The organism is Vibrio sp. 1580, from assembly GCF_033340055.1.
In genome coordinates this window covers 436,917-463,732 of sequence record NZ_JAWOVT010000001.1, presented here as the reverse complement: position 1 = coordinate 463,732, position 26,816 = coordinate 436,917, and the positions used below count along the sequence as shown (strand labels likewise).

The window sequence follows — 26,816 nt, the reverse complement described above, 5'->3', positions numbered from 1 at the left end:
ACAAGTAAGGATCTTTATACTGGGTTTTCAAATTTTTTTGTTTTTATGGAACTCGAAAGGTATGAAAAAAGTTGTATAAAAAAGTTGGTTTCTAAAAATGGTGTCCTTTACTGCCTCTAAATACGATCAGTTAGCTAAAAGCAACGGAGGCTGTAATGGCAGGCGACACTAATCAAGAAAAAGACAATGAAAAGCTTAACGATGCGGTAGAGCAAACAGAAACGAAGGATACGGGGACAAAAGAAGAAAAACAGCAGTCGACCGTCTCTTCGACTGTAGCGACCGGTGCTGAAAGCGCAGATGCTGTTGATGAAGCCAATCGTGCGATGGAAGAAAATCCTAGTGGCGCGGGTACGGAAGAAGAAGCAGTGAGCTCGGGTGGCGCAGTTCAAGAAGAGGATACTGAAAGTAGCAGCGACTCTGACGCTGCACAATCCAATGTTGTTGATAGTGTAGCTTCTAGCGGAGAATCAGGTGACGAGGCTCTGGGCAGCGGTGGTTCGGATTCTGGGGCGGGTGCCCAAGCGGTCGGTGGTGGTGATGCCTCTGGCTCTGAAGGTGGTTCGGACGCAGAAGGCAATGAAGCGCAAGGACAAGCGGTACAAACTTCATCTGCGCCAAGTGCTTCTTCAGACTCTGAAGGTTCTCAAGGTGGTGACGAGCTAGATTCAGAAACCACTGAAGAGAGCTTCGCGGTGGATGTACAAGACACCAGCGAAGAAACCACGACGCAAGTAGAAGACGATTTCGACTCCGAAACTACGAGCGAAACGTTCCAAATTAAAGTCGAAGGTGAAAATGACGCGCCAGAAGTAGGGCAAGATCTGGCATACATCATGGATGAAGATGGCACCATTACCTTCACGCAAGAACAACTTCTCGGGTACGCGAGTGATGTTGATGGCGATGATCTTGCCGCATTCAACGTGCAAGTGGGTGCTAATGCATCCGTTGTGGATAATGGTGATGGCACTTATACCGTCACACCTGATACTGATTTTAATGGTGAACTCGGCTTAACGTTTGATATCAGTGATGGTCAAGAAACCATTTCTAGCTCGATTGATTTAACTGTTCGTCCAATCAATGACGCACCAGTGCCTGAAGATAAAACCTTTGAGATTGAAGAGGATGGTACGCTGATCTTCACCGATGCTGACCTGCTTGCTGGCGCAACGGATATTGAAGGCGATAACCTCACAGTTGAAGGTGTAAGTTACGATGGTGGCGACGGCATCCTGACCGATAACGGTAATGGGACTTACACTTTCGCGCCAAATGAAAACTTCAATGGCGATGTGAACTTCAGCTTTGATGTGTCCGACGGTACAGATACGGTTTCTGCCAACATTGATGTAAGCGTCACACCAGTCGATGACGCACCAGTATCTGGCAATCTTGCTTACTCGGTGGATGAAGATGGCTCGATTCGTTTGAGCCAAGAGCAGTTGTTGTCGCAAGCTTCCGATGTGGAAGGCGATGCACTGACGGCGTCTAACCTTTCGGTAGATGGCAATGCGACGGTGACTCAAAATGACGATGGTAGCTTCACCATCACGCCGGACGCAGATTTCAACGGTGATATCGACATCAGCTTCGATATTTCCGATGGCACGAACACCGTTCAAGCAACCGCTGATCTAACCGTTAACCCAATAAACGATTTGCCGGTTCCTCAAGACCAGCAGTTCAGCGTGGAAGAAGATGGCACGCTGATCTTTACGGACGCAGACCTGCTTACTGGCGCTACCGATATTGAAGGCGATGACCTTTCGGTAACGGGAATCAGCTATGAAGGCACCGACGGCGTTCTAACTGACAATGGAGATGGCACATATAGCTTTGCGCCAAATGAGAACTTCAATGGCGATGTAAACTTCAGCTTCGACGTGTCTGATGGCACAGATACGGTTTCAGCGAATGTAGATGTGAGCGTTACGCCGGTGAATGATCCTCCGGTGGCAGGCTCAACGTCTTACACGGTTCACGAAGACAACTCTATTACCATTTCTGACGCGCAGCTGTTGGCAAACTCTTCGGATTTAGAAGGGGATGTCTCGATTGATAGCGTGAGCTACTCTGGCAGCGATGGTGTGTTGCAAATCAATGGTGACGGTACGTACACCTTCTCTCCAAATGAAAACTTTAATGGTGAAGTGACGCTTGATGTTGTCGTCGCTGATGAAGAAGGCGCAACGGATGCCACCACTGCTGGCATTACGGTGCTGGAAGTGAACGATCCACCAGTCGCAGGACCAACTTCTTACACCATTGATGAAGATTCAGTTCTGACCTTCAGTGAATCGCAAGTGCTGCTGAATGCCTCTGATGTGGAAGGCGATGTAGAGCTTGTTGGCATTAGTTACGATGGTCCGGATGGCATTTTCACCGTTAACGATGATGGCACGTGCAGCTTCGCGCCAAACGAGAACTTTAACGGGCAAGTTCAACTTGATGTGACCATTCGAGATGAAGATGGAGCAGAAGTTGATACCGTCATTAATGTGAATGTATTGCCAATCAATGATGCGCCAGTATCGGGTGGTTTGGCTTACAGCGTTAATGAAGACGGTGCGATTACACTCAGCCAAGAACAGCTTCTTTCTCAAGCGTCTGATATTGAGGGAGATGGTCTGACTGCTAGCGATTTGACTGTAGATGGAAACGCAACCGTCACAGCGAACGACGATGGCAGCTTCACGATTACGCCAGATGCGGACTTTAATGGTGACATTGATATCCAATTCAACATTACGGACGGCACAGACACTATCCAAGCAACGGCGGATCTAACGGTTAATCCGGTTAACGATCTTCCTGTTCCTCAAGACCAGCAGTTTAGTGTTGAAGAAGACGGCACGCTTCAGTTTACTGACGCAGACTTGCTTGCTGGCGCGACCGACATCGATGGCGATAGCTTAACGGTTGATGGCATTAGCTACACAGGCAGCGATGGTGTGCTGACTGACCACGGTGATGGTACTTACACCTTTGCACCAAACGAAAACTTCAACGGTGATGTCAGCTTTAGCTTTGGTGTTTCTGACGGCACTGAGACCGTACCTGCCAATGTGGACGTGAGCGTCACTCCAGTCAACGATCCTCCGGTTGCGGGTGCAACGTCTTACATGGTTGATGAAGACAACGCGATTACCATTTCCGACGAGCAGCTTCTGGCTAACTCTTCGGATGTGGAAGGCGCAGTGTCCATCGATAGCGTGACCTATTCAGGCACCGATGGCGTATTCCAAGACAACGGTGACGGCACTTACACCTTCATGCCGAATGAGAACTTCAGCGGTGATATCAGCCTTGATGTGATTGTGGCGGATGAGCAAGGTGCGATTGACGAAACGACTGCAGGCATTACCGTCATTGAAGTGAATGACCCTCCAGTTGCCGGTCCAACGTCTTACACGATTGACGAAGATTCAGTACTGACATTCAGTGAGTCACAAATTCTTGCTAACGCATCTGATATCGAGGGCGATGTAGAGCTTGTTGGCATCAGCTATGAAGGCTCGGATGGTATCTTTACCGTCAATGGCGATGGTACTTGTAGCTTTGCGCCAAACGAGAACTTCAATGGCCAAGTTCAGTTGGATGTGACCATTCAAGATGAGAATGGGGCAACCGTTGATACGCACATCAATGTCGATGTATTGCCAATCAACGATCCACCAGTATCGGGTGATTTGGCTTACACCATCAACGAAGACAGCTCAATCACGCTAAGCCAAGAGCAGCTGCTTGCCAAAGCGGGCGATATTGATAGCGAGAACCTTGAAGCCATCAATCTATCGACAGATGACAACGCGACGATTCAATACAACGATGATGGCAGCTACACCATCACACCAGATGAAAACTACAACGGTGACCTAGATCTGACCTTCGATATCATTGATAACGATGGCGGCTCGGTACAAGTTGGTCTGGATATTACGGTTAATCCTGTGAATGACTTGCCACAAGCGCAAGATCAACAGTTCACGGTAGAAGAAGATGGCACCTTGCTGTTCACGGATGCAGACCTATTGGAAGGTGCATCGGATATTGATGGCGATGATCTGTCTATCGAAAACGTTCTCTACACAGGTGCGGATGGTGTACTTACCGACAATGGTGATGGCACTTATAGTTTCGCGCCGAATGAGAACTTCAACGGTGATGTTCAGTTCACATTCGATGTGTCTGACGGCACAGGTTCAACACCGGCATTCATTGATGTCAGCGTGACACCAGTGAACGATCCACCGGTGGCAGGTTCTACGTCTTACACGGTTCAAGAAGACGGTCAAATCACCATTAGTGACGAGCAGTTGTTAGCCAACTCTTCTGATGTGGAAGGCGATGTAGCCTTGGCGAATGTTAGCTACTCTGGTAACGACGGTAGCTTCGTGGACAATGGCGACGGCACATATACCTTCACGCCAAATGAGAACTTTGACGGTAACATTTCGCTCGACGTTACAGTTATCGACCAAGATGGTGCAACGGATACAACAACCGCAGGCATCGATGTTATCGCGGTGAACGACGCACCAGAAACGTCAGGCATTCAAGCTGAGGTGGATGAAGATAACGCCATCACCATTACACAAGAACAGTTGCTTGCGAATGCGACAGACATTGAAGGTGATGACCTTGTTGCCAGCAATCTACAAACCAATGACCCGGATGCGACGATCGTAGCCAACGATGATGGTTCATTCACGATTACGCATACGGAAAACTTCAATGGTGAGTTGGACTTCACTTACAACATAAGCGATGGCGAAAATGATGTTCTGACCACGTTGGATCTGACCGTTAATCCTGTCAACGATGCGCCAGAAGCGGGCGACGAGATCTTTATTCAAGCAGAAGAAGACCAAACAGTGGGTGTTTCTCTGCGTGAAGAGCCTGCGTTACGTCTCGACCAAGCCCCTGAAAACGGCATCATTGAAGCAAATCTAAATGACGAATGGGTACAGCTAGAAGTCGGGCAGGAGGTGCCTGCAGACACGGAAGTGCGCTTCATTCCAAACGATGATGCATTGGCAAACGGTACGCATACGAGTCAAATTGGTACCTTTGATGACAACGCTAGCCTCGATGATTGGGGTACTGCTGTTGACCCTTACACACGTGAGTTTGTTGATGGTGATTTGAAAGTTACCGTTCAAAGTAATGATGACCCACTCGGTGCGTGGAATGGTAAAACACACATCGGTCACGGTATTGGCGATATTGACCGCCAAGGCTTGAGCGGTGATGAAAAACTGACTGTGACCGTTGAAGGCCAAGACATCAACGAAATCAGCTTCCACCTAGATGGTCTAGGCGGCTGGTTTATGGAAGAGTCTCGCCACTTTACCGAAGTCGAAATTCGCGCATTCAACTCTGATGGTGACTTGATCGACTCGATGACTTATCACAAAGAAGATCGTGGTAGCTATGAGACGGATTACACCCTAACGGTGAACGAGCCTGTATCTTACTTCGAACTAGGTACGATTCAAGGTAACGGTACTTACGTGGTTCAAAACATGACGGTTTCGCAAACTTGTCATGATGAAGCGGTGTTCACATCTATTGGCGTGGACGGTACGGAAATCACGGAGACGGTAGAACTGAATATCCGAGAAGGTGACAGTGAAATCGAACTGACCGCTGACTTGCCAAATGTGACCATCGATACCGAAGGTTCTACGCAGTTTGCCTCTGTGGTTATCACAGAAGAGCAGCTTTTAGCACAAGCGAGTGATATCGATAGTGATGTCCTTGATATTCAAAACCTAGAGCTGGTGGGGGATAACGCGGAGCACGCTACGTTAACCGACAACGGCGATGGTACATGGACAGTCACACCAGATGAGAACTTCTACGGTGAGATTGAGCTAGGTTACCAAGTCACGGATGGTGAACTCACTGACGACAACATCATCAACATCAACTTCGAAGCAGTAAACGATGCGCCAATCGTTTCTGGTCCGATTGTGTTGTCGACTGATGAGGATGTGGGCATTACGTTTAGCGCGGACGATCTGCTTGCCAATGCAAGTGACGTGGAAGGCGATGCGCTGTCTATCTCTGATATCTCTTACAGCGGTGATAACGGTGAGCTTGTCGACAATGGCGACGGCACTTACACCTTTATGCCGAATGAAAACTTCAATGGTGAAGTCGACATTGATTACAAAGTCTTCGATGGCACCGATGAAGTCGACACCCATCTAGATCTGACCGTTATTCCAGTCAATGATGTGCCAGTTCCTGGTGCGCCGCTGCATACTCAAATGCTAGAAAACGGCACCATCATCATCGAAGCAAAAGACCTACTATCAGGTGCGACCGATGTGGATGGCGACATTCTGCATATCGAGAATCTACTGCTTGTTGACCAGTCACAAGGTACGTTGACAGACAACGGCGACAACACCTTTACCTTCGAGCCAACTTCGAACTTCTACGGTGAAGTGAACTTGACCTTCGACATCAGCGATGGTCAAGCAAGTGCCCCAAGCACTGCGAAGATCGATGTTGAGATCGTCAACGAAGGTCCAGAGGTTAGCGGTCCAGTTGATGCGGTCGTTGATGAAGATGGCTCAATTACCATCACTCAAGAAGACTTGTTAGCGAACGCGACGGACGTGGATGGTGACAACCTTGAAGCGGTGAACCTATCGACCAACGATCCTAATGCAACTATCGTTGAGAACGCTGATGGTAGCTTTACGATTACACCGAGCGAAAACTTCTTTGGTGAAATCGAATTTACTTATGACGTAACTGACGCGATTGAAACCGTCGCTGCGGATCTAAACCTCACCGTTAACCCAGTGAACGACCTGCCAGATGTGCCTGATTTGTCCTTCACCACAGAAGACGGTGAAGCTATCACGATTACTGAAGCAGAGCTGCTGGCTCAAGCGACGGACATCGAAGGCGATGACCTGTCTGTTGTTAACGTGACGAGTTTAAGCGACACGGTGCAAGTGACAGACAATGGCGATGGCACTTACACATTAACGCCAGAGCAGGGCTTCTTTGGTAATGTTGACCTCACGTTTGATGTGAGCGATGGCACCGATGTGGTGGCGGCAAACATCGACTTGAAAGTTGAGTTCGTCAACGACGCACCAGAAGCAGCGCCAATCGTGGCAGACGTGGACGAGGATGGATCTATCCTCGTGACACAAGAAATGCTGCTTGAAAACGCCAGCGATCAAGATGGTGATGACCTGTACGCAACGGCATTAGAAACCAATGATCCTAATGCCTCTATCGTGGATAACGGTGACGGCACCTTTACCGTTACGCCTTCACAACATTTCAATGGAGACATAGAGTTTACTTATGAAGTAAGCGACGGTGAATTGAGTGTTGCCAATGAAATGACATTGACGGTGAACCCAGTCAATGACATTCCAATTGTTGCGCCTGGCATGTACCACATTGAAGAGGATGGCAGCATCCTGTTCACGCAAGAAGATCTGCTAAGTGGTGCGATTGATATTGATGGTGATGACCTCACTGTTACCAGCATTAATTACTCGGGTGATGAAGGTACTGTAACGGACAACGGTGACGGTACATTTAGCTTCGTACCAGAAGAGCACTTCAGTGGTGACTTGCAGTTCAGCTTTACGGTTTCTGACGGTACGGATGAAGTTGAGCAAGACATTAATGTCCATATCGAAGCCGTGGCAGATGCGCCAGACCTAGTCATCACTGATGGCGATGGTCGAAACGTGGATGATCAAGCAATCTTGGTTGAGCCAGGCGGTATTGTTGAAGTGAACATCGCCGCTGCATTGGTTGACCAAGACTTGTCAGAAACGCTGACGGTGACCGTGGATGGTGTCCCAGAAGGTTCGGTGATCAGCTACGACAACGAAGGGGTACTTAACGATCAAGACAACGGTATCACCAGTTTTAACGATACTGAAATCACGGTTACCTTTGAAGGTGAAACCGCGGGTTACCAAAACGCAGCTGGCTATTACAAAGTTGATGAAGACGGCAATATCACGGGCGTTGAAGTGGTGTACGAAAACGCCTCTCAAGTTGGCGGAGGCGGTGACCTCATTCCGGGACAAGATCAGTTCAGCTTCCAAATCTCGGAAGGGGAAAGCTTCAACCTATTCTTGATTCCTAACGGTCATAACTTCAATGACTTTGCGTCCATGCAAGATGGTCAGTATGAGTTCCGTGCGGCAGATGGCTCTCCTGCGAACATGGATACGGTCGACCCACAACTCGTGTTTGTGGGTGCTGATGGTTCTGAAACCGTGATTCAAAGCCAATTTGGTGATGCAGTCTTCCATGGCGGCACAAGCTCAGAGCTCAACCAAGATGGCATTGAACATACTCGAACTACTGTGAACGAAGACGGTGAACTGGTTTACGGCTTTGAAGATCTCTACGGTGGCGGCGATGCCGATTATAGTGACTTCAACTTCACCATTGATGTAGGTGAAGTGAACAGCCAGATCTACAGCGGTGAAGTAACAGTCGGTCCAGATGGTTCTGTAACGCTTCCAACCACAGCAATTGAACAAGAGCTACAGATTCAATTGCCAGAAGACTTTAACCAACAGCTAGAAATCAATGTAACGGCAACGGCGACAGAGCTATCAAATAATGATTCTGAAACCGTTTCTCAAACCATCTACGTCAATGCAACGGGTGCTCACATTGAACATACGCCTGAAGCATTGCCTGTTTCTGCTGTGGTTGAAGAAGATGGTTCAATCCTAATCACGCAAGAAGATTTGCTCGCTAATGCGCGTGACTTGGATGGAGACCAACTGACAGCGCTGAACTTGGCAACGGATGATGAAAACATCACCATCACAGACAATGGTGACGGTACTTACACCTTAACGCCAGATGCGGACTTTAATGGTGACATCACCTTTACGTTCGATGTGTCTGACGGCGATGATGTTGTCTCAACCAACCTTGAGTTATTGGTGTCACCAGTTAACGATGCGCCTGAACCACAAGATCAAGCGTTCACCATTGGTGAAGATGGTGTGCTGACCTTTACTGATGCGGATCTCCTAACAGGCGCTACCGATATTGAAGGGGATGACTTATCTGTTGAGGGCGTCACTTACACAGGCGCGGACGGTGTTCTTACTGACAATGGTGATGGCACATATAGCTTCGCACCAAACGAGAACTTTAATGGCGACGTGAACTTCACTTTCGATGTTTCCGATGGCACGGATACTGTGACGGCGAATATCGACGTAAGCGTGACGCCGGAGAACGATCCACCGGTTGCAGGCAGCACGGCTTACACCGTTCATGAAGACAATTCGATTACCATTAGTAACGAACAGCTGTTGGCTAACTCGTCTGATATAGAAGGCGAAGTGGCGATTGATAGCGTGAGCTACAGCGGTAACGATGGCGTGCTGGAAATCAACGGTGATGGTACGTACACCTTCTCACCAAACGAAAATTTCAGCGGCGAGGTGAGCCTAGATGTTGTCGTTGTCGATGAAGATGGTGCAACGGACTCTACCACTGCTGGCATTACTGTGATTGAGGTAAATGACCCGCCAATCGCAGGTCCTACCGCATACACTATCGATGAAGACCAAGTTCTAACGTTTAGTGAATCTCAAGTGCTACTGAATGCTTCGGATGTTGAAGGAGATGTTGAGCTAGTAGGCATCAGCTACGACGGTCCAGATGGCATCTTCTCAGTAAACGGGGATGGTACTTGTAGCTTTGCACCGAATGAAAACTTCAATGGCCAAGTGCAGTTGGATGTGACCATTCGCGATGAAGACGGCGCAGAGGTCGATACTTACATTACAGTCGATGTCTTACCAATCAATGATGCACCAGTATCGGGTAACTTGGCGTACAGCGTCGACGAAGACAACTCAATCACACTGAGCCAAGAGCAGCTTCTTGCTCAGGCATCGGATGTAGAAGGTGACGCATTAACCGCATCTAATCTAGTGGTTGATGGCGATGCAACGGTTACGGCAAACGACGATGGTAGCTTCACTATCACGCCAGATGCGAACTTCAATGGCGACATTGATATCACGTTCGATATCAACGACGGCAGCGATACTATTGTTGCAACGGCGGACCTAACCGTTAACCCAGTTAATGACTTGCCGCAGCCAGAAGATCAAGCGTTCACCATTGGTGAAGATGGCGTGTTGACCTTCACTGATCAAGACCTGCTTGATAGTGCAACGGACATTGATGGCGATGACTTATCTGTTGAGGGCGTCACTTACACAGGTGCGGACGGTGTCCTAACTGACAATGGCGATGGCACATACAGCTTCGCTCCAAACGAAAACTTCAATGGCGACGTGAACTTTACCTTCGATGTTTCTGATGGCACGGATACCGTGACCGCGAATATCGATGTGACAGTCACACCAGAGAACGATCCACCGGTAGCAGGCAGCACGTCTTACACGGTGCATGAAGATAATTCGATCACCATCAGTGACGAGCAGTTATTGGCAAATTCATCAGACGTCGAAGGAGATGTCGCGATTGATAGCGTCAGCTACAGCGGCACAGATGGTGTGTTCCAAGACAATGGTGATGGTACTTACACCTTTTCGCCAAACGAGAACTTCAATGGCGAAGTGAGCCTTGATGTTGTCGTGGTCGATGAAGACGGTGCGACGGATTCCACTACCGCTGGCATTACTGTTCTAGAGGTGAACGATCCACCAATCGCAGGCGCGACCAGCTATTCAGTGAACGAAGACGAAGTTATCACCATTAGCTCTGAACAGTTATTGGCGAACGCTTCTGACGTTGAAGGTGAAGTTGCGATTGATAGCGTGAGCTACAGCGGCTCCGACGGTATCTTTACCGATAACGGCGACGGCACATTCAGCTTCGCACCAAACGCCAACTTTGATGGCGGTGTTAGTCTAGATGTTGTGGTTGTTGATGAAGACGGTGCAACTGCGGCAACTAACGCAAACATCGATGTATTGCCAATCAACGATGCGCCAGTATCGGGCAACTTGGCTTACAGTGTCGATGAAGACAATTCAATTACGCTAAGCCAAGAGCAGCTTCTTGCTCAAGCATCGGATGTAGAAGGCGACGCGCTAACCGCATCTAACCTAGTGGTTGACGGTGATGCAACGGTCACGGCAAACGATGATGGCAGCTTCACCATCACGCCTGATGCGAACTTCAATGGTGACATTGATATCACGTTCGATATCAACGATGGCACCGACACTATTGTTGCAACGGCTGACCTAACGGTTAATCCAGTTAACGACCTACCACAGCCAGAAGATCAAGCGTTCACCATTGGTGAAGATGGCGTCTTGCTGTTCACTGATGAAGATCTGCTTGATGGCGCAACAGATATCGATGGCGATAATCTATCGGTTGAAGGTGTGTCTTACACTGGCGCAGATGGTGTCCTAACCGACAATGGTGATGGCACTTACAGCTTCGCGCCAAACGAAAACTTCAATGGCGATGTGAACTTTACCTTCGATGTTTCTGATGGCACGGATACCGTGACCGCAAATATCGATGTAAGCGTGACGCCAGAGAACGATCCACCGGTAGCAGGCAGCACGTCTTACACGGTGCATGAGGACAGTTCGATCACCATCAGCGATGAGCAGTTACTAGCGAATTCGTCGGATATTGAAGGCGATGTTTCGGTTGATAGCGTGAGCTACAGTGGCGCAGATGGCGTGTTCCAAGACAATGGCGATGGTACTTACACCTTCTCGCCAAACGAGAACTTCAATGGTGAAGTCAGCCTAGATGTTGTCGTGGTAGATGAAGATGGTGCGACGGATTCAACCACCGCAGGTATTACAGTACTTGAGGTAAATGATCCACCAATTGCCGGCGCAACTAGCTACTCAGTGAACGAAGACGAAGTCATCACCATTAGCTCTGAGCAGTTATTGGCGAATGCTTCGGATGTTGAAGGTGATGTCGCGATTGATAGCGTCAGCTACAGCGGCGTCGATGGTATCTTTACCGATAACGACGACGGTACATTCAGCTTCGCACCAAACGAAAACTTCAACGGTGATGTCAGCCTAGATGTGGTCGTGACCGATGAAGACGGTGCAACGGTAGCAACCAATGCAAACATTGATGTATTGCCAGTCAACGATGCGCCAGTATCAGGTGATTTGGCTTACAGCGTGGATGAAGATGGTTCTATCACCCTCAGCCAAGAGCAACTTCTTGCACAAGCAGGCGACGTGGATGGTGATGACCTAACTGCATCCAACCTGACTGTTGACGGCAATGCGACCGTTGTTGCAAACGATGACGGCAGCTTCACAATCACACCGGATGCAGACTTCAATGGCGACATTGATCTGAGCTTCGACATTACGGACGGCGATGCAACCATTCAAGCGACTGCCGATCTGACTGTGAACCCAGTGAATGACTTGCCAACGGTTGGTCAGCCACAGTTCGTCACGCAAGAAGACACCAGCTTCACCTTTACCGAAGAGCAACTGCTGCAAAATGCAGGTGATATCGATGGTGATAACCTAACCGTAGAAAACGTTGCTTCTGACAGCGGTACTTTGGTTGATAACGGTGACGGCACGTACACCTTCGCACCGAATGAAAACTTCGATGGCAACGTGAACGTAACGTTTGATGTCAACGATGGCACCGCAACCGTACCAGCAGAAGCGAACATTGATGTTCAATCTGTTGTTGATATGCCAGAGCTTTCGATTGCTTCGGACTTGGTGATTGCGTCTGATAACTTCGAGTCTGGCTCGAACGGTTGGAACGCGAACACTGAAAGCTCTCAAGGCTTCGAAACGGGCGACATGCTGGGTCGTATTGGTGGCACTGGCGGTGATGAAGCGGTCAGCAAAACCTACGAGATCCCAAGTGATGTTAATGAAGTGAATATATCGTTTAGCTTCTACGAAATCGATTCTTGGGATGGCGAGTCGTTCCAAATCTTTGTGGGCGGTGAACAGCTAACCACCTTGGAAAACTCCGCGTTCCGTACTCAAGATGGTACGACAACGCTTTACGACTCAGATGGTAATGAAGTGGGTGAAGTGATCCACGGAGCCTCTCAACGTGAAGGCTTCAGTGGTTGGAATGACCAAGCTCACCAAATCAACCTAACGGTTCCTGTCGAGGATGGTGAATTGCAACTGGGCTTCGGCTCAACCTTGAATCAAGACGTTTGGGATGAATCGTTCGGTATCGACAACATCGAAATCACGGTAGCGGATGCGGATTACCAAATCATTGGTACCGAAGATACACCTGTGCCGCTTGATATCGATGCAGCATTGACCGATACCGATGGCTCAGAAAACCTCGCTATCTTGATTGAAGATGTGCCAGAAGGCAGCGCATTATCAGCGGGTGTTGATAATGGCGACGGCACTTGGTCACTACAACCAGGCGAGCTAGAAGGACTAGAGTTTATCCCTTCTGCGGACTTCAACGGCGATGTGACGCTAACCGTAAATGCAACCTCTACGGATGTGGATACAGGTACAACGGCGACAGCGACGCAAGATGTGACGATTCATATCTCGCCAACCAATGATGCACCAGAAGTAACGGGTGACATCACTGCAGTCACTGCCGAAGACAACAGCATTACGCTAACTCAAGAGCAGTTACTGGAGCACGCTGTTGATATCGATGGCGATGACTTAAGTGCAATCAACCTGAGCACCAATGATGAAAATGCAACGGTTGAAATGAACGAGGATGGCAGCTTCACCATTACTCCAAGCGAGAACTTCTACGGCGACATTGAGTTTAGTTACGATGTCACGGATGGCGAAGAAGTGGTTGCTGCTGGTCTTGACCTAACCGTTACACCAGTCAATGACGCTCCAGAGCCACAAGATCAAGCGTTCACCGTGGGTGAGGACGGTCTTCTTACCTTTACAGATGCAGACCTATTAACAGGCGCGACGGATGTAGAAGGTGACAACCTAACAGTTGAAGGCGTGACTTACACTGGCGCGGACGGTGTCCTAACCGACAATGGTGATGGCACGTACAGCTTCGCGCCAAACGAAAACTTCAATGGCGACGTGAACTTCACCTTTGATGTTTCTGATGGCACGGATACCGTGACCGCAAATATCGATGTAAGCGTGACGCCAGAGAACGATCCACCGGTGGCAGGCAGCACGTCTTACACTGTGCATGAAGACAACTCGATCACCATCAGTGATGAGCAACTACTGGCTAATTCGTCTGATATCGAGGGTGATGTTGCGATCAGTAGCGTGAGTTACAGCGGTAACGACGGTGTGCTAGAAATTAATGGCGATGGTACTTACACCTTCTCACCAAACGAAAACTTTACAGGCGATGTTAGCCTAGATGTTGTCGTGGTTGACGAGGACGGCGCGGTTGATACAACAACAGCGGGTATTATCGTTCTTGAGGTGAACGATCCACCAATCGCAGGTACAACCAGTTACACCATTGATGAAGATGAAGTCATCACCATCAGTGCAGAACAGTTGTTGGCAAACTCTTCCGATATTGAAGGTGAGGTAGCACTAGATAGCGTGAGCTACAGTGGCAGCGAAGGTATCTTTACCGACAATGGTGATGGTACGTTCAGCTTTGCACCAAACCAAAACTTCAATGGTGAAGTGAACCTTGATGTTGTAGTCGTGGACGAAGATGGTGCGACCGCTTCGACGACGGCAAACATTGATGTTCTGCCAATCAATGATGCCCCAGTATCGGGTGACTTGGCTTACAGTGTCGACGAAGACAACTCAATCACGCTAAGCCAAGAGCAGCTTCTCGCTCAAGCAACGGATGTAGAAGGTGATGCACTAACCGCTTCCAACCTAGTGGTTGGCGGTGATGCGACGGTTACGGCTAATGACGATGGTAGCTTTACCATTACGCCTGACGCGAACTTTAATGGCGACATTGATATCACGTTCGATATCAACGATGGCAGCGATACTATCGTTGCAACGGCGGACCTAACGGTTAACCCAGTTAATGACTTGCCGCAGCCAGAAGATCAAGCGTTCACTATTGGTGAAGATGGTGTGTTGACCTTCACTGACCAAGATCTGCTTGATGGCGCAACGGATATTGATGGTGATGACCTATCGGTAGAAGGTGTCAATTACACTGGTGCCGATGGTGTCCTAACCGATAACGGTGATGGTACCTACAGCTTTGCTCCAAACGAGAACTTCAATGGTGATGTGAACTTTACCTTCGATGTTTCTGATGGCACGGATACCGTGACCGCAAATATCGACGTAAGCGTGACGCCAGAGAACGATCCTCCGGTTGCGGGCAGCACGTCTTACACAGTACATGAAGACAACTCGATCACCATCAGTGACGAGCAACTACTGGCTAATTCGTCGGATATTGAAGGCGACGTAGACATCAGTAGTGTGACTTACAGTGGCAACGATGGCGTCTTCCAAGACAATGGCGATGGTACGTACACCTTCTCTCCAAACGAGAACTTCAATGGCGAGGTCAGCCTAGACGTTGTGGTTGTCGATGAAGAGGGTGCGACAGACTCAACCACTGCGGGTATCACAGTACTTGAGGTGAACGATCCACCAATCGCAGGTGCGACAAGTTACTCTGTCAATGAAGACGAAGTCATTATCTTCACGGAAGAGCAACTGCTAGCGCAATCAAGCGATGTGGAAGGTGACGTGAGCCTAGAAAGCGTCTCTTACAGTGGTAGCGACGGCATTCTAACGGCGAATGACGATGGCACTTACAGCTTCGCACCAAATGAAAACTTCAACGGTGGCGTAAGTCTCGATGTGGTAGTCGCTGATGAAGACGGTGCAACTGCGACAACCAACGCGAACATTGATGTATTGCCAGTCAACGATGCTCCGGTATCTGGCGACTTGGCTTACAGCGTCGATGAAGACGGTTCAATCACATTGAGTCAAGAGCAGTTACTGGCTCAAGCGGGTGACGTAGACAGCGATAATCTAGAAGCAGTGAACTTAACCGCGGTAGCCAATGCAACCGTTGTTGAGAACCAAGATGGTAGCTTTACGATTACGCCTGATGCGAACTTCAATGGCGATATCGACCTAAGCTTCGACTTGATTGATAACGATGGTGCGAGCGTGGAAGTGGGCGTTGACCTAACGGTGAACCCAATTAACGATGCGCCGCAATCAACGCCAGTGAATATTGCTGGCACCGAAGATACCACCATTCTTATCACGCAGGATATGTTGCTTGCTAACGCGACAGACATCGACAACACCTACGATGAACTGTCTGCTGTCGACCTAGTGATTGATGAGCAATACGGTGACTTGCTAGATAACGGTGATGGTACTTGGTCATTCACTCCGGCTGAAAACTTCAATGGTGATGTGCCAATGTCGTTTGGCGTCAGCGATGGTGATTTAGTTACGCCGGTTGAAGGCAATCTAAACATCGAAGCGGTTAACGATGCACCAGAAGCGCCAACCATCCAGATGCAAGGCGAAGAAGATGTGGTCATGGTGATTGACCCTGCTTACATCGCTGATCAAGTTACGGATCTTGATGGTGACGAAATCAGCGTAGAAAGCATCACGGTTCGTGCTCCTGCAAACGCGACATTAACCCAGCAACCAGATGGTATGTACCACTTGGTGACCACTCAAGACTTCAATGGTTTGGTGGAACTGGGCTACACCGCGACGGATGGTGAAGAAGTGGTTGAAGGTTCGTTGAATGTGGATGTTATTCCAGTCAACGATGCTCCATTCAATGTGGGTAATGCCTTTATGGCAACCGACGAGGATGGCGCATTCACCTTCGACGCGGGCGACCTGATGAACTTGTTCGGCGATATCGACACTGAAAACCTAGTCGTATCACGCATTATCACCGCAGAAGGTGAAGATGGTGGTGAGGTAACAGACAACGGTGACGGTACTTGGACATTCACACCGACTGGCGATTTTGCAGGGGTTTCTGACTTGCAAGTTGTGGTAAGTGACGGTGAGTTTGAGACGGTACTTGACGTACCAGTGTTTGTTCGCCCTGTTGCCGATGGCGCAGTCATCACAACCGACCATGATGGTCCGTTAGTGTTCGGTGAGGACGAAACAGGTCACCTAGGCTTGAATGTCGGTCTAATCGACGATTCAGAAACGCTAAGTAACCTAGTGATGACTGGTTTCCCTGTTGGCTTCGAAGTTACGGATGGTGTGAACACCATTACCATCACGGAGCCGGGTCAATACATCGACTTGAACGAGTGGGATATTTCAGACCTGCAAATGACGCCTCCGGCTGACTTTAATGGCGAGTTCTTCGTAACCGTGACCGCAACAACGGTGGATTATGGTGACGAACCAGAAGAGTTCGAAGATGGCATCGATTCAGGTGACTTCGAAACCCTAGCGGGTGAGTCCGTTATCCTAACCGCTGATGACCTAATCGGATTGGCAGAGAACGTAGATGCTGACGCGGGTGATGAAGTGAAATTCGTTCACCTAGCTGATCGCAGCCAAGGTGAGATTGTCGATAACGGTGATGGCACATGGACATTCAATCCAGCACCAGGCTTTACTGGTGAAGCGGACATCGCTTATGTGATTGATAAAGACGGTGTGCTTCATGATGAGCAAACAGGTGTGGTCGTGAAAGAAGATGCGCCACAAGAGAATGCTTCTCCAGAAATCGACAGCATTTCTACCACAGAAATGGCAGCGGATGGCACCTTGTCGTTCACCAATGACGACATGCTATCGACATTGAGCGATGCAGAAGGCGACAGCTTGAGCATTGAATCAGTGAGCCTAATGGAAGGTCAAGGTGTGATAGAGACCGATAACCAAGGTAACTACCAATTCACACCAGCAGAAGGCTACACCGGAGATGTTCAAGTTGGCTTTATTGCAACTGACGGTGAAAATCGCATTGAGAGCTTCTTCAATGTCGACATCCAAGGTGAAGGTGAAACCACAACCAGTGAAGGCTACGCACTGGCTGATGATGGTTCACTAACACTAACGGAAGCGCAGTTGATTGATGAGCTTGGCATTAGCCCTTCTGCAGAAGTGTTGGATGTCGCCGATGCAAACGATGCTGGTTTCTTTGCGAAATCAGGTGATGAAGAGTGGACATACTGGCCGAACGATGACTTCGATGGCAATTTGGCTATGGATGTTCAGGTCAACGACAATGGTGAAGTATCGACTCAGAATCTGAGCATCCAAGTTGCGGACGATTCAGCGCAAAGCGACGAGCCACAAATCCAAACTGCTCAAGTATCAGCAGAGCAGCAAGTTGGCGAAGCGCAACAGCCTGAAGAGCAAGCAGCAAACGGTGCAGACAGTGAAGAGGAGAGCGCAGCTGATGTGACTGCAGCACCAGGCGATACCATTTCTATCTCGGTTCCAGATGAGGTCAGTGGTAACGAATCGGTGGATTATGCAGAAATGTCCGGTCTACCTGATGGTGCATCAGTAAGCAACGCACTGGATAATGGCGATGGCAGCTTCACATTAAGTGGCAACCTGAACCAACCAGTATCGGTTGACCTACCAGAAGGTTACGAAGGTACGAGCGAAATCCAATTCCAAGGTTACGACGAATTGGGCAGCGCGGTAGAAGGTGCGAGTGGCACAGTTGAAGTTGAAGTCGATGATCAATACACCATGCAAGGTTCTGCTCAAGATCAGCAACCAGACATGGCGGGTATGGAATCTGGCGGCAGCGACTGGACAAGTGCAGGAGGTCAAGATCAAGGTGTTGACTTCACGGATGACTCTGGCAGCTTCGACTCGGATACTCAAACGGGTACTGACCAAGGCAACGATTTCGATCAAAGCTCAATGTAACCAGTCCTAGACGAGGGCAGTGTCATTGCTGCCCAAACCAAAGCCATGCAGAGTCTACTTTGCATGGCTTTTTTGTTGGTCTTCTTTCTATGAGCTGTAGAAAAAAACTTGGAAATTGAAAAAAGTATTCTTAGCTAGTTTATACCCAAGTAACCTCGAGATGTTAGGTTCAGCGAGAATGGCTTGGTTTGTAGACGCGGCGGCGATTTAAAGGTCTAGTGGGTCTAAATCAAGAATCGACAACAAAGTATACAAACCAAGACAGCTCGCCCTTCGGGAGCGTGTCATTGACTCGGTTTCTGTGTCAAACAACTTGGAAAGAGCTGACTATTACGCTGCGTTGTTTTCCTTGACCCCGAATCAATGACAACGCTCTGAATCCTGCATCTTGAAGTCACTTGGGTATAAGAGTCATTTACAAGGAGGAGCGACATGTACCGTTATGTCAGTTCGCCAAAAGCATCGAAGTACATAGTGCCACCACCACAGCATCGAGAGTTGTCGAGTATCGATGTGCCGGAGTCAGAACTAGAAATGCGTGAAATTCTGAACAATTGGTTTGCCGATGGATTGGCGCCCATCATTGAAAATGAGGATAATGACATCTCTGCTAATGAGCAACAGCGCTTTGAGCAGCTCAGCCGCACGGTGGGCGTGCTATTGCGTAATAAAGATTACTACTTTGCCACCAAGCGGATTCTTTCATTGTGGGAGCAAGACTGCTTAGAAACGACTTACGTTAATTATCTGATTTTACGTAGTGAGCGCATACCATACTTCGAATAAGCCCTATTTATAGGCTTAAAATAGTGGTTTACATGGTTTTCTTAGTAACTTTTGACACCTGTATTTAACATTTTTGTAAACATCGTTATATTTAAGGCTCATCGTTGTCAGGAGTTTATGGATGAACCTTACGATATCAGGGAAGTTGCAGCTCAGTTTTGTGCTGCTAGCCGTACTTTTTATGGCATCAGCGGTATTCACGTATCGCAACGTCACCACCGTAGAGCAATACGCCTCTTCGTTACTTAAATCCGATTTACCGACCGTCGACACCAGTCGCGGTATACAACAGTCCGTTCAAGCGTCACTGTCTTCTATTCGAGCCTACATGTTGCTAGGTGGCGATGAAGAGGCGAGCGCACGTCTGAGTGAGGACGTTCGCAATATCATGGCATCTACAGACGAGTCGCTTCCGACTTTGCAGGCTTTGATCTCTGAACAGGATTTTCAAGCGATTCAAAGCCAGTGGGACGCGGTAAAAGTCTCTTTGAACAAGCTGATTGAACTTAGCCACAGTGATGAGAACTTACCCGCGCACAACCTCTTTATTAACGAAGCGGCACCCATTGCAGAAGTGGCACTTGATCAGCTTCAAAGCTTAATCAATGAAGAGTCAGGAAACCCATTTGGTGGAGACAGAAAGCGTCTGTTTAAAGTTTACGCCGACAGTTATACCTCGCTCGCCAATGCACTGTCCGCCTTGCGAGATTTCCTGTTGTACGGGCAGCAAGATCATCTGGACAAATACCACGACTTGATTAAGTACCACAATCAGTCCGTGGCGGAAATCGACAGTAAACTCGACAGACTGACTGATAACGACCAATCATTGTGGTCCCTGTTTAAGGAAATGCAGCAGCTGTACTTTCCTTTAGCAGAGCAGGTAATTGCATTGCGTCAATCGCCAGAGTGGAACGAATCAAACTTGTTAATGGCGAATGAACTGTTGCCAGCAGCGGATGTACTAGACCAAAGCTTAGAAACGATCGTATTGGCTCAGCAAAGTCGTGCTGATCAAAGTGGAGAGGGTATTAATCAGTCGATCAAGAACGTACTCACCACTATGTTGATTGCTGCGGCATTGGTTTTGTTTGCCGCAGTAGCGATTTCAAAATACATGGGCAATACCATTGGTCGCCGAGTGAAAAACTTATCGGAGCGTGCAAAGACGATCGCTTCAGGAGACGTTTCTCAGCCTCCACTCACCGTTGTTGGGAAAGATGAATTGGCAGACCTTACCGATTCGATTAACCGCATGAACCAATCGTTAGCGAGCATCGTGGCAGGGGTGAGTGAAAAAGCGCACCAAGTGGATACCAGCATGGGAGCTTTATTGGAATCGGCGCAAGTCACTTCATCGAATGTTGAACAGCAACAGACCAGCATTGTTGAAATGGGAAGCCAATTGGATGAAATCGCTTTAGCCGCGCGTAACACCCTAGATCAAGCCAATCAATCGGTGCAGAAGCTTTCTGATTCAAAAGGCGAGATTGAACAAGGTCGCGATGCACTAGAGCAAAACAAAGTCACCATGGAAAGCTTACATGGCAGCATTGAAACCGCGAGCACGCAAGTGACGCAGTTAAGTAAAGAGAGCGAAGCCATTGGTCGAGTGACGGAAGTGATTGAAGGCTTAGCAGAACAAACTAACTTACTGGCATTGAATGCCGCGATAGAAGCAGCGCGTGCGGGTGACCAAGGACGAGGCTTTGCGGTTGTGGCGGACGAAGTACGCATGTTAGCGACGCGCACTACTCAATCGACGACAGAAATAAACGGCATTATCAATGCGATTCAACGCTCGACCAATTCGGTGGTTGAGGAGATTGAACACAGTCAATCACTTGCGGAGCAGGGCGCTGAGCACATTGAAAAAGCGGTAACTCGTTTGCTTGTTACTACTGAGCAAATAGGTTCCTTGAATGAACAAATGGCAGAGCTTGCGGCAGCGGCAGAGCAGCAATCTCATGCGACCAATTCGATCACTGGATTGATGTCCTGTATTACTCAATCAGTGGATGAGGTTTCGAATAACAGCCAACGCGCATCAGAGACATCATTGCAAGTAAAAGAGCAAGTTACTGAACTGAATCAACAGATGGCAACTTTCAAAACGGCATAGATAAGGTTTACGTCTGTTCATCTACTTTTGAACGTTAACCAAATAGTAAAAAAGCCCCAATCCTTTTTACACAAAAAGGGTTGGGGCTTTTTGTTGGATGATACGCCGATATTCGTCTACTTGCTCATTGGATTTAGCTATTTAAATCATAGTTAAAACCAAATTTTCTTCACCGAGCCGGAGTCGTAATATGACTCCATCGGCAGCAAATACTGCAAAAGAATTTTTAAACTTTATACCAATCCCGGTAAGAGAATCGTTCGTTACTACGATTGGTATCATCCTTCTAGGAGCAAGATTATGAACAAACAAGTAAGCCTAATTGGTCTAGACAGCGAACAATCAGCACAACTAGCTCAACAGCTAAATCAACTGCTGGCGCATTACCAAGTGTTGTACATGAACTCTCGCGGTTACCACTGGAACATTAAAGGTGCGCAATTCTTCGAACTGCACGTAAAATTTGAAGAAATCTATACTGATCTACAAACAAAAATCGATGAGCTTGCAGAGCGTATTCTAACTTTGGGTCATACGCCAGCGCATGCATTCAGCAACTACTTGGAAGCAAGTGAAATTAAAGAACATCAAAACGCGACTTCTGGTGAGGAGTGTGTACAAGGTCTGGTTCAAGGTTTTAGCGTTCTACTTCTAAAACAGCGTGAGATTCTACAAAACGCGGGTGAAGCAGATGACGAAGGTACAGCGGCATTGATGGGTGACTACATCCGTGAGCAAGAAAAATTAATGTGGATGCTTAACGCTTACCTACAAGGCTAAGTGGCGCATCACCCAAGTAATCCTTGGGAACGCATGAAACAATCGGGAATAAGTCATAAGGGGCACGTTGGTGCCCCTTTTTTTGTTTGCGTATTTTATATGTGTGCTTTATTTGCGTGGTAAGGATTCGAAACGGCTCAATAAATCACTGAGTTCATTAAGCGCCAATGAGGCTGAATCATTGAAGGTTTCTTGATTACCGTGATGAACAAGGCAAGAGGGCATCTGCGCGTTATACGCTGCCTGCAAGTCGTAAAGGTAATCGCCGACATAAAGCACTTCATCAGGCATCAAACGCCACTCTTTCGCCAACACCTGCAAAGACAACGGGTCTGGCTTGGGCGGGAAGCATTCACGAGTGATGACTCGCTCCACAGAGATTTGGTTGTGCTCTAGTTTGCGCTGCGTGGCGATTTGGCAGTTGCGCGTCACGATAGCGGTTTTGATTTCATTTTGATGCAAGTGGGCGAGCAACTCATGGCAGCCAATCATTGGAGCAGACTGCTCAGCATCAGAAATCTCGTAATCAAATATCACGTTATGAGCGTGCTCTCGATGATGAGGGTGCTCAAGTGCGTCGACAAAATCCAATAGATCTTCACTCTGCGGACAACCTAGCTGTTGTCGCAATTCGCCGAAGTTCATATCAGAACTCACCAAGGTGTTGTCTAAATCAAACACCACGGCTTTAATTTTATCGAGCTGTAAAGGGAATGGAATCATAATGACCTCGTACAACTTAACCGAACTATCGTTTTAAAAAACAAAAGGTTATTGTTAAGTTTAGATTCTTCTGCTTAGATTGTACGAAAATAAATCAACCATGTATCACAAAACAAGGACGCGCATGATCATTCCTAAACCATTACAAAAAGGCGACACCATCGGCTTTTTCTCGCCATCCTCCCCAGCCACGGTATTTGCACCAGCGCGTTTTGAGCGTGCCAAAGCGTACGTGGAATCTCATGGTTACCAGCTAAAAGCAGGCAGCTTAACGGGCAAAACTGACCAATATCGCTCGGGTTCAATTCAAGAGCGAGTAGAAGAATTGAATGCGCTGATTCGTGATCCCGAAGTGCGCTGTATTATGTCGACCATTGGCGGTAACAACAGTAACTCATTGCTACCTTACATTGATTACGAGGCATTGAAGAAGGATCCCAAGATCATTGTTGGCTATTCGGATGTGACGGCTCTACTCATGGGCATTTACGCACAAACTGGCATCGTTACTTTCTATGGTCCAGCTTTGGTGGCATCTCTGGGTGAATTCCCGCCATTGGTGGACGAGACCTTCGCTTCGTTCGAATCGATAGTGAATACATTAGTCGGCTTGGATCATCAATACACAATGCCACTAGGGTGGACAGATGAATGGATAGAGTGGGGCGAGCAAGACCGCGCAAAGCAAACCTTGCAAAACCAGTGGCACTTCAAAGGTGAAGGCAAGATCACAGGGCGTTTGATTGGTGGCAACCTCAATACCATGACGGGTATTTGGGCAAGTAAGTTTATGCCGAGTATCGAACAAGGCGATATTTTGCTAGTGGAAGATTGTTTGCAGGGCATTGAAACGGTCGAACGTTCTTTTGCGCTGCTCAAACTATCCGGTGTGTTTGAAAAAGTCAGTGCAGTTGTTCTTGGCAAGCATGAAAAGTTTAACGATAAAGGCACAGGTCGTGCACCTATAGACGTGTTATTAGAAGTACTTAACGGTCAACCACTGCCAATTTTGTATGACTTTGATAGCTGTCATACCCACCCAATGCTTACCGTTCCATTGGGCTCGACCATGACGCTCGACTTTGACAATGAAACGGTGGCAGTGAGTTTAAAGAGCTAGCTTTTTTGACTCGTTCGTCAGAGAAAACTATTTCTCCTCAAGACGAAAGATTTTGCCGCTGTCGGTAGAAAAATAGATATAGCCATCGGGGCTGATGGTTATATCTCTTACTCGCTCACCAAGATTTTCCATCAATCTTTTTGATTCGGTGAGCTTGCCATTCTCAATAGAAACTACGTTGATGTGCGCCAGTTTCAATGCACCGGCGAGGATTTTTCCGTCCAACTCAGGGTACTGATCGCCACGGTATAAAATCATATTGCTGGGTGCGATAGAAGGGATGTATACCAGCTTTGGATCTTCCATTCCCGGTAACGACTTAGCTTCGCCGACGTCTAATGGTCCCCAATATTCTTTACCATGAGAGACTTGCGCCCAGCCGTAGTTCGCACCTTTCTTGATTAGATTAATTTCATCGCCGCCGCGCGGCCCATGTTCAATCGACCACAGCTGTTTTGTTGTTTCGTCGTAAAACATACCTTGTGGGTTGCGGTGCCCGTAACTCCATATCTCAGGACGAGCTTCGGAAGGTTTGAATGGGTTGTCTTGTGGAACCGAACCATCAAGGTTAAGGCGCAGAATACTGCCAGCATGGGTTTGAGTGTCTTGCCCATTATCACGTTCACCACGGTCACCGATTGAGAAGTAAACTTTGTCGTCTACAAATGAAATTCGACTGCCGTAGTGGCGGCCCGTGTCGGTGATGGCATCAGCAACAAAGAGATCTTTCCAACCTACAAGCTGATTGTTTTGCAATTGCGCCGTCGCTAACGCCACCGTATTGCCTTTGCTCGTGCGCTTGCTGTAGGTAAAGAAGAGTTGCGGGGTTTGCGTATCGGCATTCGGTGCGAGCGCGACATCCAATAAGCCCGCTTGTCCACTGGTATTCACATCGGGGACGTTAAACAGCTTTTGAGGTTTGCCTGTGGTGATATCTAGCAACGAAACCGTACCGTTCTTTTCATTGACGATAACGCGTTGGCTACTAAGAACTCGATCCCCCAAGGGATCTGAAATCCATTCGCCACTTCGTTAGCGCGGTATTCGGCAGCGTTGGCAGAAAAGGATAAACAAGCGAGTAGGGCAGCAGCAATCGTTCTCATGGTTCCTTCCAATATGAATCGTATTAATGTTTAAAAGCTAACACTAAAAGAGAACGTTTTGCAGAGCATGGATTGTATAAGAATGTAAAAAATCCCCGATACGAGATCGGGGATTGAATTAAGGCTAGAGAATTGTTTATGTAGCGAGATTACATCGCTTCTTCGAAGATCTTAGAGATTTCTTCGTGAGTTGCTTGTTTAGGGTTAGTGAAACCACAAGCGTCTTTCAGTGCGTTGTCTGCTAGTGTTGGGATGTCTTCTAGTTTCGCACCAAGCTCTTTAATACCTGCTGGGATACCCACATCTTTCGCTAGAGTAACGATAGCGTCGATTGCTGCCGCTGCACCTGCTTCAGCAGACATGCCTTCTACGTTTACGCCCATTGCTTTCGCTACATCACGTAGACGCTCAGGACATACTTGCGCGTTGTAGCGCTGTACGTGAGGTAGAAGAATCGCGTTACAAACACCGTGTGGAAGGTCGTAGAAACCACCTAGTTGGTGTGCCATTGCGTGTACGTAACCTAGAGACGCGTTGTTGAACGCCATACCCGCCATGAACTGTGCATATGCCATTTGTTCACGAGCTTCTAGATCTTCACCGTTTTTCACGGCTGTGCGTAGGTAAGCTTGGATAAGCTCAATCGCTTTGATTGCTACCGCATCAGTGATTGGTGTTGCCGCGATAGATACGTAAGCTTCAATCGCGTGAGTTAGGGCATCCATACCTGTTGCCGCAGTTAGCGAAGCAGGTTTAGCTAGCATTAGCTCTGGATCGTTTACAGAGATAAGCGGTGTTGTGTGCTTATCAACGATAGCCATCTTGATGTGACGCTCTTCGTCAGTGATGATGCAGAAACGCGTCATTTCAGATGCAGTACCCGCAGTCGTGTTGATCGCGATAAGTGGCATCATTGGTTTTGCAGATTGGTCTACGCCTTCGTAATCTGCGATTTTGCCGCCGTTAGAAGCAACAAGCGCGATACCTTTCGCACAGTCGTGTGGTGAACCGCCACCTAGAGAGATAACGAAGTCACATTCGTTATCTGTAAGAAGTGCCAAGCCGTCGTTAACGTTGCTGATAGTAGGGTTTGGTTGAGTGCCATCGAACACAACAGTTGCTACGTCGCGTTCTGTTAGTAGATCTTGAACCTGCTTTACTACACCGATTTGGTTAAGAATCTTATCCGTAACAATCAAACCTTTTTTAAAGCCTTGAGATTGGATGCTGTCTGCTGCGTCTTTCAAACAACCAGCGCCCATTAGGTTTACCGTAGGGATAAAAAATGCACTTGTCATATTGGATAGCTCCGTCGTTATTTTTAATAATCTTTCTTAATTTGCCATTTA

At 48.0% G+C, this 26,816-nt stretch carries 7 protein-coding genes and 1 pseudogene; 5 read left to right on the top strand and 3 right to left on the bottom strand.

What is annotated here, in order from left to right; genetic code table 11:
- The first annotated feature begins 155 nt into the window (after positions 1 to 155).
- From R7093_RS02070 to R7093_RS02055, 4 genes are all read left to right on the top strand, one after another.
- Positions 156 to 18,833 carry a tandem-95 repeat protein gene (locus tag R7093_RS02070; protein ID WP_318146481.1) on the top strand — a complete coding sequence of 6,226 codons (18,678 nt, stop codon included), beginning with the start codon at positions 156 to 158 and terminating at the stop codon, positions 18,831 to 18,833.
- Positions 18,834 to 19,265: 432 nt separating this feature from the next.
- Positions 19,266 to 19,619, top strand: a complete 354-nt coding sequence (locus R7093_RS02065; RefSeq protein WP_033906832.1) for a hypothetical protein — start codon at positions 19,266 to 19,268, stop codon at positions 19,617 to 19,619.
- A 121-nt stretch (positions 19,620 to 19,740) separates the two neighbouring features.
- Positions 19,741 to 21,741 carry a methyl-accepting chemotaxis protein gene (locus R7093_RS02060; RefSeq protein ID WP_318146480.1) on the top strand — a complete coding sequence of 667 codons (2,001 nt, stop codon included), beginning with the start codon at positions 19,741 to 19,743 and terminating at the stop codon, positions 21,739 to 21,741.
- 300 nt (positions 21,742 to 22,041) lie between these two features.
- Complete coding sequence (locus R7093_RS02055; protein WP_005388254.1) at positions 22,042 to 22,521, top strand: Dps family protein; 480 nt, start codon at positions 22,042 to 22,044, stop codon at positions 22,519 to 22,521.
- Between the two features lie 108 nt (positions 22,522 to 22,629).
- Here the strand turns inward: R7093_RS02055 and R7093_RS02050 are convergent, their stop codons facing one another.
- Positions 22,630 to 23,244, bottom strand: coding sequence for an HAD family hydrolase (locus R7093_RS02050; RefSeq protein ID WP_005388252.1), 615 nt, complete (start codon positions 23,242 to 23,244; stop codon positions 22,630 to 22,632).
- Between the two features lie 124 nt (positions 23,245 to 23,368).
- Here R7093_RS02050 and R7093_RS02045 point away from each other — a divergent pair, with 124 nt between their 5' ends.
- Complete coding sequence (locus R7093_RS02045; RefSeq protein WP_054702028.1) at positions 23,369 to 24,364, top strand: S66 peptidase family protein; 996 nt, start codon at positions 23,369 to 23,371, stop codon at positions 24,362 to 24,364.
- Positions 24,365 to 24,391: 27 nt separating this feature from the next.
- Here the strand turns inward: R7093_RS02045 and R7093_RS02040 are convergent.
- Both R7093_RS02040 and yiaY read right to left on the bottom strand, forming a co-directional pair.
- Positions 24,392 to 25,467, bottom strand: a pseudogene (locus R7093_RS02040) (PQQ-dependent sugar dehydrogenase).
- A 149-nt stretch (positions 25,468 to 25,616) separates the two neighbouring features.
- Entirely contained in the window at positions 25,617 to 26,765 is a 1,149-nt protein-coding gene (gene yiaY / locus R7093_RS02035) for an L-threonine dehydrogenase (protein WP_005442614.1), read from the bottom strand.
- Positions 26,766 to 26,816: the final 51 nt, after the last annotated feature.

What these genes read in the sequence shown, in the direction of transcription:
- R7093_RS02050 (WP_005388252.1), bottom strand. Translation starts at nt 23,244, where the DNA reads ATGATTCCATTCCCTTTACAGCTCGATAAAATTAAAGCCGTGGTGTTT.
- R7093_RS02055 (WP_005388254.1), top strand. Translation starts at nt 22,042, where the DNA reads ATGAACAAACAAGTAAGCCTAATTGGTCTAGACAGCGAACAATCAGCA.
- yiaY (WP_005442614.1), bottom strand. Translation starts at nt 26,765, where the DNA reads ATGACAAGTGCATTTTTTATCCCTACGGTAAACCTAATGGGCGCTGGT.
- R7093_RS02045 (WP_054702028.1), top strand. Translation starts at nt 23,369, where the DNA reads ATGATCATTCCTAAACCATTACAAAAAGGCGACACCATCGGCTTTTTC.
- R7093_RS02070 (WP_318146481.1), top strand. Translation starts at nt 156, where the DNA reads ATGGCAGGCGACACTAATCAAGAAAAAGACAATGAAAAGCTTAACGAT.
- R7093_RS02065 (WP_033906832.1), top strand. Translation starts at nt 19,266, where the DNA reads ATGTACCGTTATGTCAGTTCGCCAAAAGCATCGAAGTACATAGTGCCA.
- R7093_RS02060 (WP_318146480.1), top strand. Translation starts at nt 19,741, where the DNA reads ATGAACCTTACGATATCAGGGAAGTTGCAGCTCAGTTTTGTGCTGCTA.